The following is a 13,977-nucleotide window of genomic DNA, read 5'->3' on the forward strand; positions in this document are numbered from 1 at the left end:
GATTTTTCATTGATCTATTTATTTCAAACGTTCAACATCGCGTGCAATCACAAGTTCTTCATCAGTCGGAATAACAAGTACACGGACTTTAGCTGCAGCTGTAGAGATATCTCCAGTCACACCAAAGACATTTTTCTCTGGATCTACATCACATCCAAACCATGAGAGTCCCTCGATAACATCTTTACGTACTAATGCAGAATTTTCACCAACTCCTGCAGTAAAGATAATAGCATCTGCACCATTAAGAACTGCAAAGTATTGACCAATGTGTTTTTGAATGCGATCTACATACATTTCGTGAGCTAGAATTGCATCTTTGTCACCAGCTTCAACGCCAGCTTCTACATCACGCATATCACTAGATTTACCAAAAATACCTTGTAAACCTGACTCACGGTTCAAAACATTGATCATGTCTTCAGGTGTATTAAAATCATTTGTATGTTCCATAAGGTAAGGAATAATAGCTGGATCAATATCACCAGTTCTTGTTCCCATCATCACACCTGCAAGTGGAGTGAATCCCATAGATGTATCAACAGATTTTCCACCCTTAACCGCAGTAATAGAACCACCATTACCGATATGACATGTAATTAATTTTAATTCTTCTAGCGGACGTCCCAAAAGTTTTGCTGCTTCTTGAGCTACGAATTGGTGGCTAGTTCCGTGAGCACCATATTTACGAACTTTGTTTTCTGTGTAATATTTAGTTGGCAGTGGATAGCGGTAAGCTTTCTCAGGCATAGTTGAGTGGAATGATGTATCAAAAACAGCAACACTAGTTACGTTTGGCAACAATTCCTTAAAGGCGCGAATTCCGGCTACGTTAGCTGGAGTGTGCAATGGTGCAAGTAGACCCAACTCTTCGATTTGAGCCAATACATCACCTTCTACCACTACAGAATCCGTAAAGACTTCACCACCAGCAACAACACGGTGTCCAACTCCAGTGATTTCATCGTATGATTTAATAATATTAAAACGAATCAAGTCATCAAGCAAAATTTTAACCGCAACAGTGTGATTTTCAATATCAGTGATTTCTTTTTCAGCACGACCATCAAATTTAACTGTTGAGATAGAATCTTTCAAACCTATGCGTTCAATTAAACCTTTAGCAAGAACCTGTTCTTCTGGCATTTGATACAGTTGCCATTTCAAACTTGAGCTACCAGCATTAATTGCAATTGTTTTAGACATAATTTTCCCCTTTTTAAGCGTTTTCAACTATTATATCAAATCTCAGTTCAAATTTCATGAATATTGACTCCAAATTTGAAACTTTTCTTTAAAGTCTGCCAATTCCTGAGAATCACGTAGATTACTTAGTGGATACACAAAAGGTTCTACAGCTGTTGAGCCTTTCTTTTGCAGAACAAAAATAGCCTTAGAATTACTACCTTGACTAAAGAGATTTTCTGGTAAGGTAATCATGGCAACAAGTTGAGCATTCTTTTTCAACCACAATTTTAAAAGATCGCTTTGAGGACTGGACAGAAGATTGCTTGGAGCTAGAAAAATTGCAAAACCTCCATTTTTTAGGTACTTAAGCGATTGTTCCATCAATAAATGGTGAGCGTAAGTATGTTCGTCTGATGCCGCAACTTCATAACGTGAGGCAACTTGATCATCTGGGTAGTAACCGATAGGTAAATCACTAACAATGATATCACTTTCCTTTAAAATTTGTGGTCGCACCGCATCCCCCTGAGCATAAACAGCTGGAAGACCGATTACCTCTGTAATACTAGCAGCTAAATCAATTAAAAGATCATCAATTTCGACTCCTAAATAATCAACTTTTTTATCCAGCGAGGTCAAAAAACTTGCACCCAATATCCCCATACCAGATCCTAATTCTAACAGATTTAATTCTTGGCCTGGCCATAGTTCCTCAATTATAAAAATAAGCAATAGGGCTACTGTATCCGGTGTAAACTGATGATTTGCTTGAAGAGGTTCTGTCTGAGCAGCTTTCATCAAGAGAAACTGATAGGTTCTAAGCCACTCCTCTTTTCTCAGAGCCAATCTCTTTAAAGATTTGTTATTGTCCTTAACAACCTGAAGATTAGTTTGCCCATCTAGATAGATGCTATTTTGCTCAATCAAGGCATCGTAAAAATTTGTTGCCAAATCATTTTGAATGATTTGAATGTTCTCTAATAAGTATGTATATGCTTGTTCAATTTTTTCAAAATCCATAATCTTATCTTACCAAATTCAGAGCTGATTTTCCAGATTTTCATAATACTGAAAACAAATAAAAACCTCTGAGATGGCTCTCAAAGGTTTATTTTACTATTTACTATTTTCAACAGCTGCTGTTACAAAAGCAGTGTAAAGTTCTTCTGGACGATTTGGACGACTTGAAAGTTCTGGATGGTACTGACAAGCCACGAAGAATTTGTTTTCTGGGATTTCAACAATTTCGACCAAGCGATTGTCTGGTGAAACACCTGAGAAGACAAATCCTGCACCTTCAAACTGTTCACGGAAGGCATTGTTAAATTCATAACGGTGGCGGTGACGACGTTGGACCACTTCTTTGTTATGATAAGCTACCGCTGCCTTAGAACCACGTTTCAACTTAGAAGGATAAAGTCCCAAACGAAGGGTTCCCCCCATGTCCTCAACATCAATCTGATCACGCATGATATCGATGATTGGATATCTTGTATCAGGATCAAGCTCTGCTGAATTAGCCCCTTCAAATCCCAAAACATGACGGGCAAACTCTATACAAGTCAATTGCATTCCCAGGCAGACTCCCAACATTGGTACATCATTTTCTCGAGCATAGCGAATCGCTTGGATCTTACCCTCAGTGCCACGTTGACCAAAACCACCTGGCACTATGACCCCATCAGCATCAGAAAGTAGTTCCGCCACATTGTCAGCTGTCACATCGTTAGCATTGATCCAATCAATCTTCACTTCTGCATCATTGGCATAACCAGAGTGTTTCAAAGCTTCAACTACAGAGATATAAGCATCTTGTAACTCGACATATTTACCAACAAGTGCAATCTTGACTTGTTTTTTGAGGTTCATAACCTTATCAACCATAGCTGACCAATCTGTCATATCTGCTGCAGGTACATCAATTTTCAAATGATCACAGACAATTTGATCCATTCCTTGTGCTTGCAGTTTAAGTGGGATTTGGTAAAGATGATCGACATCCAATGACTCGATAACTGCTTCTGGTGCCACATCACAGAACTGAGCTAGTTTATTTTTAATCCCTTGTCCTGCTGGCTTTTCAGTACGAATAACCAACATATTTGGTTGGATTCCCAAACCACGCAATTCTTTTACAGAGTGTTGAGTTGGTTTTGTCTTCATTTCACCAGCTACCTTGAGGTAAGGAAGCAAGGTTGTATGGATATACATAACATTATCCGCACCAACATCTGTCTTCATCTGACGAAGAGCTTCTAGGAAAGGAAGGGACTCGATATCTCCAACTGTTCCACCAACCTCTGTAATAATAACATCAGAGTCAGTCGTAAGAGCAGCACGCTTGATTTTTTCTTTCAAAGCATCTGTAATATGAGGAATGACTTGGACAGTTGCACCGAGGTACTCTCCACGACGTTCTTTACGCAGAACTTCGCTGTAGATTTTACCAGTTGTCACATTTGAGTATTTATTGAGATTGATATCAATAAAACGTTCATAGTGACCCAAGTCCAAATCTGTCTCAGCCCCATCATCTGTTACAAAGACTTCCCCGTGCTGGTAAGGGCTCATGGTCCCTGGGTCAATATTGATATAAGGGTCAAATTTTTGGATGGTTACCTTCAAACCACGATTTTTCAAGAGCCGTCCTAGGCTCGCCGCAACGATCCCTTTCCCAATAGACGACACCACACCACCAGTTACAAAAATATATTTCGTAGACATAGATTCCTCTTTCTAAAATGCTCAAGATCTTGTTCACTAGAGGGGGACTAAGAAAACAAGACCTTCATCGACAACTACAATCCAGTATGATAATTTTCCTAGAAAAACAAAAATAGCTTCCTAAAAACTAGGAAGCTCCGACCTCAAAAAGAGGTGCCCGAACAATATCTTACCTCAATTTGGCTCATTTGTCAAATGTCATTCTTTATTAGATTTATAGTTCTACTGCAGAAAAGAAAAACAACAAGGGAATTCCCTTGTTGTTTGGTATTATTCTTCTTCATCTTCGGCATCTTCGTCGTCTTCTTCAACGAGTTCGACATCTTCTCCAAGATCGTCTGGTGCGATTTCGTTAATCTCAGCATCGTAAGCTTCTACTTCGTTTTTCTCATCATCTGGATTTTCATCATCATAAGAAAGTGCTGGATCTTCTTCGTAGGCATCCTCATCTTCTGGATCGTCTGCGCTATAATCAATGGCATCTGCATCACCATCCATAAAGGCATTGACACGTTTCTTCTTAGCCTTAGGTGCTACTTCTTCGTCATCGCTTTCTTCAAGGGCAATGATTTCCTCATCAATTTCGTCCACTCCATACCAAGAACGCAGTCCCCATTTGTTATCTCCAAGAGAGATGAAGCTTCCGTCAAAGTTTAACTCTGTATAGAACAAAGGTAGAGCTTCGCGAATATCGCTATTAGAGGTACCAAGATAGTTTTGGATTTCATTAACTAAATCGCTAAAATGCATCTCGTGATCGCGACCACGTTGTTCCAAGATGGCACGAGCCACCTCAATCATAGATAGTTCACTTTTTTCTTGCCCAGCAAATACTTCTAATTCCAAAGCGTTTCTCCTCTTTTTTACTACTAACGCCAGAGCATATAAACTCTGGTCTCATTTTATCATGTACTCTTTATTGTACGATAATTTTGCCTAATAGTCAAAGGTTTAGAAGAAATAATGTGAAATATTTCAGCTAATTGAAAGACCTGGGAGATACACTCACAGGTCTGTTACTTTATTTATAGCTTAAAGCTCGTTTAAAGGTTTTCCAGATACCTAAATCGTCTGTTTGGAGGACTAGGCTGGCATACATACGTCCGATAAAAGCGGTTGCAGTTACGGCAAATACAACTGTTATCGCAAGAGAAATCCAAGCCTCGATGCTATTTGCATAACCATTAATAGCTCTGAAAGGCATAAAGAAGGTCGAGATGAAAGGAATATAAGAACCGATTTTCAAAATCAAATTGTCTCCTGCAGCGCCTAGGGCAGTAACGCCAACAAAACCAGCTATTATCAAAATCATCAACGGAGATAAGGCCTTTCCTGCATCTTCAGGGCGAGAAACCATAGAACCTAGGAAGGCTGCCAAGACAACATACATAAAGAGACTGACCAAGACAAACAACAAGGTATTGACTGAGAAGGCTTCTCCCAAATGACTTAGAATACCTGAATTAGCCAAGATAGGCATATCTTTAAAGAATAAGATTGCTCCAAGTCCGCCTACAAAATAAATACCAATATGAGTCAAAATGACAAGAAGTAAGGCAATCATACGAGCGTAAAAATAGTGACTAGCACGAATGCTTGAGAAAACTACCTCCATGATTTTCGTACCTTTTTCACTAGCCACTTCTTGAGCAGTGACACTGGCATAAGTTATTAAAATCATATAAAGGAAGAATCCAAGACCAGCTGCTGCAATCGTTTGGACCATCTTTTTGCTCTCTTTGGCTTCATCAATTTGCTCTGTAAATTGAACAGTTTGTGCCAAACGTTGTTCCTGTTCCTGAGACAAATTTGCTTCCGAGCGGTTAAGTTGGTATTGGATCTCATTCAACTTAGTTGTCACGGCTAACTTAATACCACTTTCTAGTGAAGTCTCACCATGATAGGTTGCCTTAAGCACACTATCCTCCTTGTCAATAATCAAATAACCCTTGATTTCTTCATCTTTGATAGCTGCCTGAGCACTGGCTTCATCCTTATAATCAAAATTGATTCCATTGGTCCCCTTTAATCCTTCCGTCACTGCTGAAACCGAACTAATCACTGCAACTTTATTATTTTGAGCCAAAGAAGATCCTTGCAGATACCCAATACCTCCTGAAAGTCCAAGGAACAAGAAAGGCGAAATAACCATGAAAAAGAAACTCCAAGATTTGACGTGTCGCAAATAAGTTTCTTTAATAACTACCCACATATTTTTCATACTTCCACCCCTGATTCTAGTTTAAAGATTTCATCGATTGTTGGAGCTTGCTGGTCGAAGGTCGCAATATAGTGTCCTTGGGTTAAGATCGCAAAGAGCTCCTGTCCAGCATTTTCATCATCTAGAATGAGCTTCCAAGTTCCCTGCTTGGTCAAGCTAGCATGAGTAACATGAGGAAGACTTTCCAATTCTTCCTGACTCTTTTCACTTGCAACGAAGAGTCGCGTTTTTCCGTATTGATTGCGGACATCTTGAACTGGTCCATGCAGAACCACACGCCCATCTCGAATCATAAGAATATCATCACAAAGCTCTTCAACATTGGTCATGACATGATCTGAAAAAATGATAATCGCTCCACGCTCTTTTTCTTTTAAGATAACGCGTTTGAGTAGTTCGGTATTGACTGGATCTAGACCACTAAAAGGCTCATCAAGGATAATCAAATCTGGTTCATGCATTAAGGTGATGATCAACTGAATCTTCTGTTGATTCCCTTTTGAGAGACTTTTAATCTTATCTGTCAGTTTTCCCTTAACTTCCAATTTTTCCATCCATTGTGGCAATTTTTCTTTGACTTCTTTAGCATTCATTCCTTTTAACATGGCTAGGTAACGAACCTGCTCTAGAACTGTCAACTTAGGCATGAGACTACGTTCTTCAGGTAAATAACCAATCTGAGCATAGGTTTCCTGACCAATTTCTTGCCCATTAAGCCTAATCTCTCCCTGATAATCCAAAAATTTTAATATACTATGAAAAATAGTTGTCTTCCCAGCTCCATTTTTCCCAACTAGACCTAAAATTCTTCCAGGTTGAGCTTGAAAGTTAACACCATACAAGACTTGTTTGGGACCAAAACTTTTTTTAAGATTGCGGATTTCTAACATGATCCACCTCCTATTAATTCTACCTTCATTATACTCCTTTTTTTGGCCATTACAAGGATTTATGTACATTTTTATTAGTAGAATTTACTAGGCATTTTTTATATCAAAACGAATAAGATTCAACTTCATTTTTCTTTCCAATATTCGGCATTTACAAAGACAAAAAAATCCATCCCTAGGGACGGATTTTAGACTGTTAACGCACTTCTGCATTGACTTTTTCTTCGAGAGAAGCTTGAATTTTTTCCATGTAGCGTGCGACTTCTTCGTCGGTCAAACTATCTTCTGGATTTTGGAAGGTCAAGCTATAAGCCATAGACTTCATACCAAGTCCTAGTTTTTCACCTGAGAAGACATCAAAGAGTTTGATAGCTGTCAAACGTTTCACGCCCGCAGCTTGGATGGCATCGACCACCTCTTGGTGAGTGACTTCTGCTTTCAAGAGAAGAGCGATATCACGGCTCACCGCTGGGAACTTAGTAATTTCCACAAATGGAGCGGCTGGTTGAAGGACTGCTTCGATAGCTGAAAGGTTAAGCTCAGCTACATAAGTCTCTGGAATATCATAAGCCTTAGCCGTAACCGGATGCACTTGACCGAGGAAACCGATCACTTGATCACCGAGTGAGATCAAGGCTGTACGTCCTGGGTGGAGACTCTTGATTTCCTGTGTTGCTGTATAAGTCACTTCAAGACCCAAACGAGCAAAGAGAGCTTCAAGGATTCCCTTGGCATAGAAGAAATCAACTGGAACCGCTGCTGTTTGGAAGTCTTTTTCAGCGACTAAACCAGTCAATGCAAAAGCAAAGCTGTTGATTTCATTTGGCAAGTCTTCTTTTGGATTACCTGTTTGTTCAAAGACTTTTCCAATCTCATAAAGAGCCAAGTCTTTATTCTTACGCGCTACGTTGTAAGCAACGGTATCCAAAATACCTGAAACCATATTTTGACGGAGGACTGAGCGATCCACGGTCATTGGCCACATGAGCTCCGTTAAGTTACTTGGTGCAGTCGTAAATTCAACGGCTTTTTCAGGAGTTGTCAGAGCGTAGGTGATGATTTCTGTCAATCCAGCACCTTCTGCAATGGAACGAACTTGACGGCGCAATTTTTGTGTTGCTGTTAATTCACCGGCTGTCCCATCATCTTTTGGAAGACTGGTTGGCAAGCGATCGTAACCATAAATCCGAGCGATTTCTTCAAAGAGGTCCGCTTCGATAGTGATATCCCAACGGCGACGTGGAACGCTGACTGTGAAGGCTTCTGCATTTCCAGAAAGGCCAAATCCAAGACGACGGAAAACATCCTCTACATCCGCGTAGGAAAGCTCAGTCCCAAGGACACGGTTAACGTCTGCAAGAGTAGAAGAAACTTCTACATCAGATGTATCCAACTGGCCTGCTGAAACGATTCCCTTACGCACTGTCGCACCAGCCAATTCCGCAATCATGCTTGCTGCTGCATCAAGGGCTTCATTAACGGTCGCCACATTGATGCCTTTTTCAAAGCGAGAAGATGATTCAGAACGAAGGTTGAGACGACCACTTGTCTTACGGATAGATTTGCCATTGAAGACAGCAGCTTCAAGGACGACACGAGTAGATTTTTCAGAGATTTCTGTAGCTTGTCCACCCATGACACCTGCAAGGGCTACTGGTTTGTCAGTAACAGTAATGACTAAGTCAGTTTCTGCAAGTTCACGCTCTTCCCCATCCAAGGTCACTAATTTCTCACCAGCACGTGCTTCACGTACACGGATGTCAGTCCCTTCAAAGGTATCCAAGTCAAAGGCGTGCATAGGCTGACCAAAGTAAAGCAAGATATAGTTAGTTACGTCGACGACATTGTTAATAGGACGAATGCCTTCGTTCATGAGAAGGTTTTGCAACCATTGTGGACTTGGTGCAATAGTCACATTGTCCAAGATACGGGCTGCATAATATGGTGCCTTATCTGTGTCAATGCTGACAGAAAGGGCATCTGCTGCGGCTTGATCCGTTTCAGCAAGAGCAAATTCTTTAAAGGTCACTGCTTTGTCATAGATGGCTGCTACTTCGTACGCAACCCCACGCATAGAAAGAGCGTCTGCACGGTTTGGAGTGATGGAAAGTTCAATGATTTCATCATCCAAGTCTAGGTAAGAGAATACTTCCTCACCTGGTACTGCATCATCCGGCAAGATTTGGATGCCATCTGCAAATTCCTTAGGTACAACGGAATCAGAAATGCCCAATTCACCAAGTGAACAGATCATTCCGAGTGACTCTAAGCCACGGATTTTTCCTTTTTTGATTTTGTAGTTGTCAGCGATGCGAGCTCCTGGAAGAGCCACCATAACCTTGATACCAGCACGCACATTCGGTGCACCACAGACTATTTGACGGGCTTCTTCTTCGCCAACGTTAACCTGACAAACATGAAGGTGAGTTTCTGGCACATCTTCGCAAGACAAGACTTCACCAACGACAATTTTTGAGAGACCAGCAGCAGGTGATTCCACACCTTCCACTTCAATCCCTGTAGTTGACATTTTTTCAGCCAACTCTTGTGATGGCACATCAATGTCCACCAATTCTTTTAACCATTTGTATGATACTAACATAATTCTGATCGTAAGATCCCAGCAAGCGAGACCTTTTCAATTCCTTTCTTTTTCTTCGACTCAGTCGTTTCTATTTCTAGACAATGTGAAATCGAGAACGACTGTTTAGGATTGTGTTTCAGGTTTCAATCTTATTTAAACTGTTCTGAGAAGCGGACATCTCCTTGGTAGAATCCACGAATATCGTTGATTCCGTAACGGAGCATAGCTACACGCTCTTGACCAAGACCAAAGGCAAAGCCAGAGTATACAGTTGCATCGATACCACTCATCTCAAGGACACGTGGGTGAACCATACCGGCACCCATAATCTCGATCCAACCAGTTTTCTTACATACGTTACAGCCGTCTCCTCCACACTTAAAGCATGAAACATCCACCTCAACAGAAGGCTCTGTGAACGGGAAGTATGATGGACGCAAACGGATTTGACGCTCTTCACCAAACATTTTTTGCACAATCAACTGAAGGGTTCCTTGAAGGTCAGCCATAGAGATGTTTTTCCCAACAACCAAACCTTCGATTTGGTGGAACTGGTGACTGTGAGTCGCATCGTCCGTATCACGACGGAATACACGCCCTGGTGAGATCATCTTCAAAGGACCTTTAGAAAAATCATGGGCATCCATAGCACGCGCCTGAACTGGAGACGTGTGAGTACGGAGCAAGATTTCTTCTGTGATATAGAAAGTGTCCTGCATATCACGAGCTGGGTGGTCTTTTGGAAGGTTCATGCGCTCGAAGTTATAATAATCTTTTTCAACTTCAAATCCATCCACGACTTTGTAACCCATCCCGATGAAAATATCTTCGATTTCTTCACTGGTTTGTGTGAGGACGTGACGGTGACCAGTCGCAACTGGACGACCTGGAAGCGTAACATCGATGCTCTCACTTGCTAGTTGAGCTTCCACTTTCTTTTCTTCCAAGAGTTTAGCTGATTCTTCAAAAGCAGCTGTCAAAACATCACGAGCTTCGTTAACGTGTTTTCCGATAATTGGACGCATTTCTGCAGAAACGTCTTTCATCCCTTTAAGGATTTCAGTAAGGGAACCTTTTTTACCAAGGACAGAGACACGCAAATCTTGCATCTCTTTTTCATTTTCAGCAGTAATTTGCTTCAAGCTAGCTAGCGTTTCTTCACGAAGCGCTTTTAATTGTTCTTCAATAGTTGACATAATTCCTCCATCAGTCTCTCGTAGATAAAAAGAAAACCACATGCCAAAAACTCCACACTCGGAGCGTTGACACGCGGTACCATCCGTTTTTATCTGACAAGTCAGACCTTTATTTCTGAATCCATAGGCAAGTGAATTCACCCAGCTTTCATATAGAGAGCTTTCAGTCACGGCTCTCCTCCCTGATATACTTCCCCTGAGATACTAGTCTTGCAGATTCCTATTTAATTATTATTCATTTTATCAAATTTCAAGCATTCTTGCAAGATATTTTGCGACTAATCAACATAGTCCCCACCTTCAAAGCCGTAATACTCTTCCAAGCTGAGACCACTTGCAGCGATGTCCTTGGCTTCTTTGCCAATATAGCGAAGGTGCCATTCCTCAGCCATATAACCCGTTTCTTTTTCCTTACCTTTTAGATAACGAACGACGAAGCCATAGTCTGCAGCATGATCCAATAGCCATTGAGCAGCCTTTTCTTCAGTCACCAAATCTCCATTTGTTCCAATTAGGTCAAAGGCAAGGCCAGTTTGGTGTTCACTATATCCAGGTCGTGCAGAATAGCGGTCGGCCTCTGCCTTTCCGTCTTGGTTGACATAGTCCTGATAAAGTTGAGTTTGAGTTTCATAACTTCTGAAACCACTATATTGGTCACTAATTGGGAAACCAGCTTCTTTCATAGCAGCAATCAGTTTCAATAACTCCTCTTTAGCTATTGGATTTTCACCAGGATTGTAGTCTTTTGACAAGGGATAGTGTTTATTAGCGATGACAATCTCATCGTATTTCCCTTGAATACTGTAGTATCCCCCTTTATTGACTACTTCTGCCTTTTTCTGACTAGCTTCCTGAGATTTACTTCCGACTGTACCTTCTTGGATTGTTTTCTCTTCAATTGCAGCAGTCGTTTCTGAATTTGCTGGTTTTTCTTGCGAACAAGCTGCTAATGTCAATGCTAATAATCCTGATAATACAAGATATCTTTTCTTCATCTTTAATCCTTTCATTTTACTATCTGGTTTAAAGTTTCTGATAATGTCGCAATCAAGTTTTCCAGTCTCCGATCTTTAACGTGATATTCCTCAGCAACCATTTCTTCCCATGGGACCCACCAAACTGGGCCACGACCGTTAAGCCCGTGTCCCTTCATATCACCCTCTCGTCTCGGAAAAATATGCCAGTGAGCATGTGCATCCCCATTTCCTAACAACTCTACATTCATCTTTTGAGCTGAAAAAGCTATAGAGACAGCTTCCTGGACTAGACTCATTTCCTCTAAAAAGCGAAGTTTGATACTTGGTTTTAGATGATGTAATTCTGTAACATGTTCCTTGGCTAAGAAGAGAGTATAGCCTTCAAAATACTGGTGGTCACCAATTACGACATATCCTGTTTCTAGTTCCTTTACAAAGTAGGGATTTTCCCCTGCCTTAATTAATTCAATTCGTTGACAAATTAGGCACATCCTAGTCCACCAACTCACTCTTAAGATAAGCGTTCACCATACACTCAGTAGCAACTACAGAATCGATATGAGTTCGCTCGTAAGAGTGACTAGACTCGATACCCGCTCCTAGGAGAGCGTGTTTGACCTCTGCGCCAGCTGACATGGCTGCAGAAGCATCCGAACCGTAAAATGGATAGATATCCAGTTTAAATGGTATGTCCTGCTCTTTTGCCAAGGCAACCAGATGTTGACGGAATTCATAGTGATAAGGACCTGAAGCATCTTTGACACAGATAGAAACTGTGTACTCATCCGTCTGCTGGTCATCTCCCATTGCTCCCATATCTACTGCTAGATATTCGACAACTTGACTTGGGATACTTGAGTTAGCACCATGCCCCACTTCTTCAAAGACTGAAAAAGCAAAATGGGTAGTGACAGGAAGTTCAACCCCCTCTTCTTTATAGACTTTAAGAAGATTGAGGAGGATAGCCGCGCTGACCTTATCATCCAAATGACGCGATTTGATAAATCCTGAATCAGTCACGACAGTTCTTGGATCAAAGCTGATAAAGTCACCAACCTCAATACCGAGTGCGCGTGTTTCTTTTTCGTTAGTCACTTTCTCATCCAAACGCACTTCCATATTATCCTGTGTTCGTTCAGCAGTTCCAGCATCCTTGTAGACATGACAAGAAGTCTGGTGGATCAAAATGGTACCTGAAATAGTCTTACCTGTACTAGCCACATGAACTGTACAGTTTTCGCCTTCAATCATATTCCAAGGGTAGCCACCAATACGGTCCATTTTGAGACGACCATCTGGTTTAACAGCGCGAACGATAGCTCCCAGGGTATCCACATGGGCGGTCACATAGCGTTGTTGCTCATTATTTTTCCCTGTAATGGTAACATTCACCCCACCTTTGGCAGTACGGATTGGTTGATAACCTAGTTTTTCAAGAGTCTCAACTAAATAATTCGTAATCTCACGTGTAAAACCAGTTGGTGATGCGATAGCAGTTAGTTCTTTAATATATTCTACAGTTTGATTCATTTCTTCACCTCTTCCTAATATTATATCACTTTTCCCTTTTTAGGTTGAGCAAAAATGAAAAACTTAGATAATTTGATTGCAAAAGTAAGCTGTGATATAATGAAGTCAGTTCTTAATTATGAAAGGTAAAGACATGAACAAATATTTTAAAATGGCACTTTGCTTAGCTCTACCATTAGCTTTCTTGTTGGGATGTTCAAAACAATCGACAAGCTCAGCAAAAAGTGAAACTACACAGGTAGACTCTACTAGCCAACAAACTACAGAAAACAAATCTGAAGTAAAAACAGTGACCTTTGTAAATGATACTCATAGTGATCTTAATTCTACTTTAACATACACTGTAGATGGAGATAACGTATTGAAACATTCAGGACATAACGTCTATGACCCAGAGGCTATCGGCACTACTGCAGAAACTCTCAAAGCATCCGTTGAAGAAGCTTATAAAGGCTATGAAGGCCTCAAAGGTGTTACTCATAGCATTGAGATTAAAGACGGAAAAGTCGTTCAACATACTGAAATTGACTTCACAGTTGCAAGTCTTGATGAACTTAAAAAAGCCTTACCAGATGAATACTCTGGTATTGGTGACAGTGTTAGCTTTAGCGCCTCTGAAAAAATGTTAAAAAATCTTGGATATACTGAAAAAACTAACTAAGAATAA

At 40.7% G+C, this 13,977-nt stretch carries 12 protein-coding genes; 1 reads left to right on the forward strand and 11 read right to left on the reverse strand.

Features of this window, described 5'->3' with window-relative positions:
* Window positions 1-18 precede the first annotated feature (18 nt).
* The 11 genes from FN031_RS04755 to FN031_RS04805 form a co-directional block, all read right to left on the reverse strand.
* Window positions 19-1,206: an acetate kinase gene (locus tag FN031_RS04755; protein ID WP_142558064.1), complete on the reverse strand. Its 1,188-nt coding sequence runs from the start codon at window positions 1,204-1,206 to the stop codon at window positions 19-21.
* 54 nt (window positions 1,207-1,260) lie between these two features.
* A complete protein-coding gene (locus FN031_RS04760) occupies window positions 1,261-2,208 on the reverse strand; it encodes a class I SAM-dependent methyltransferase (RefSeq protein WP_142558066.1) in 948 nt (315 codons plus the stop codon).
* A gap of 96 nt (window positions 2,209-2,304) precedes the next feature.
* The gene (locus tag FN031_RS04765; RefSeq protein WP_142558068.1) at window positions 2,305-3,912 is read right to left on the reverse strand and encodes a CTP synthase; all 1,608 of its coding nucleotides are present in this window, start codon (window positions 3,910-3,912) and stop codon (window positions 2,305-2,307) included.
* Window positions 3,913-4,182: 270 nt separating this feature from the next.
* Window positions 4,183-4,758, reverse strand: coding sequence for a DNA-directed RNA polymerase subunit delta (gene rpoE / locus FN031_RS04770; RefSeq protein WP_142558070.1), 576 nt, complete (start codon window positions 4,756-4,758; stop codon window positions 4,183-4,185).
* Between the two features lie 175 nt (window positions 4,759-4,933).
* Entirely contained in the window at window positions 4,934-6,133 is a 1,200-nt protein-coding gene (locus tag FN031_RS04775) for an ABC transporter permease (protein ID WP_142558072.1), read from the reverse strand.
* Window positions 6,130-7,023, reverse strand: coding sequence for an ABC transporter ATP-binding protein (locus FN031_RS04780; protein ID WP_142558074.1), 894 nt, complete (start codon window positions 7,021-7,023; stop codon window positions 6,130-6,132). Before FN031_RS04780 ends, FN031_RS04775 begins: the two co-directional genes overlap by 4 nt.
* Window positions 7,024-7,219: 196 nt before the next feature.
* Window positions 7,220-9,625 carry a phenylalanine--tRNA ligase subunit beta gene (gene pheT / locus FN031_RS04785; protein ID WP_142558076.1) on the reverse strand — a complete coding sequence of 802 codons (2,406 nt, stop codon included), beginning with the start codon at window positions 9,623-9,625 and terminating at the stop codon, window positions 7,220-7,222.
* Between the two features lie 131 nt (window positions 9,626-9,756).
* Window positions 9,757-10,803 carry a phenylalanine--tRNA ligase subunit alpha gene (gene pheS, locus FN031_RS04790; RefSeq protein ID WP_142558078.1) on the reverse strand — a complete coding sequence of 349 codons (1,047 nt, stop codon included), beginning with the start codon at window positions 10,801-10,803 and terminating at the stop codon, window positions 9,757-9,759.
* 278 nt (window positions 10,804-11,081) lie between these two features.
* A complete protein-coding gene (gene ldcB / locus FN031_RS04795) occupies window positions 11,082-11,798 on the reverse strand; it encodes an LD-carboxypeptidase LdcB/DacB (RefSeq protein WP_142558080.1) in 717 nt (238 codons plus the stop codon).
* Window positions 11,799-11,809: 11 nt separating this feature from the next.
* Window positions 11,810-12,271, reverse strand: coding sequence for an HIT family protein (locus FN031_RS04800; RefSeq protein ID WP_142558082.1), 462 nt, complete (start codon window positions 12,269-12,271; stop codon window positions 11,810-11,812).
* Window position 12,272: 1 nt separating this feature from the next.
* The gene (locus FN031_RS04805; protein ID WP_142558084.1) at window positions 12,273-13,310 is read right to left on the reverse strand and encodes a M42 family metallopeptidase; all 1,038 of its coding nucleotides are present in this window, start codon (window positions 13,308-13,310) and stop codon (window positions 12,273-12,275) included.
* 133 nt (window positions 13,311-13,443) lie between these two features.
* Between FN031_RS04805 and FN031_RS04810 the strand changes: the two genes are divergently transcribed.
* Window positions 13,444-13,971: a DUF1307 domain-containing protein gene (locus FN031_RS04810; RefSeq protein WP_142558086.1), complete on the forward strand. Its 528-nt coding sequence runs from the start codon at window positions 13,444-13,446 to the stop codon at window positions 13,969-13,971.
* The last annotated feature ends 6 nt before the right edge of the window (window positions 13,972-13,977 follow it).

This window comes from Streptococcus mitis (assembly GCF_902159415.1).
Taxonomy (GTDB): domain Bacteria; phylum Bacillota; class Bacilli; order Lactobacillales; family Streptococcaceae; genus Streptococcus; species Streptococcus mitis_BG.

Coding starts and splice junctions, on each gene's coding strand:
- FN031_RS04800 (WP_142558082.1), bottom strand. CDS start 12,271: ATGTGCCTAATTTGTCAACGAATTGAATTAATTAAGGCAGGGGAAAAT.
- FN031_RS04810 (WP_142558086.1), top strand. CDS start 13,444: ATGAACAAATATTTTAAAATGGCACTTTGCTTAGCTCTACCATTAGCT.
- FN031_RS04755 (WP_142558064.1), bottom strand. CDS start 1,206: ATGTCTAAAACAATTGCAATTAATGCTGGTAGCTCAAGTTTGAAATGG.
- FN031_RS04775 (WP_142558072.1), bottom strand. CDS start 6,133: ATGAAAAATATGTGGGTAGTTATTAAAGAAACTTATTTGCGACACGTC.
- FN031_RS04805 (WP_142558084.1), bottom strand. CDS start 13,310: ATGAATCAAACTGTAGAATATATTAAAGAACTAACTGCTATCGCATCA.
- FN031_RS04765 (WP_142558068.1), bottom strand. CDS start 3,912: ATGTCTACGAAATATATTTTTGTAACTGGTGGTGTGGTGTCGTCTATT.
- ldcB (WP_142558080.1), bottom strand. CDS start 11,798: ATGAAGAAAAGATATCTTGTATTATCAGGATTATTAGCATTGACATTA.
- pheS (WP_142558078.1), bottom strand. CDS start 10,803: ATGTCAACTATTGAAGAACAATTAAAAGCGCTTCGTGAAGAAACGCTA.
- pheT (WP_142558076.1), bottom strand. CDS start 9,625: ATGTTAGTATCATACAAATGGTTAAAAGAATTGGTGGACATTGATGTG.
- FN031_RS04760 (WP_142558066.1), bottom strand. CDS start 2,208: ATGGATTTTGAAAAAATTGAACAAGCATATACATACTTATTAGAGAAC.
- FN031_RS04780 (WP_142558074.1), bottom strand. CDS start 7,023: ATGTTAGAAATCCGCAATCTTAAAAAAAGTTTTGGTCCCAAACAAGTC.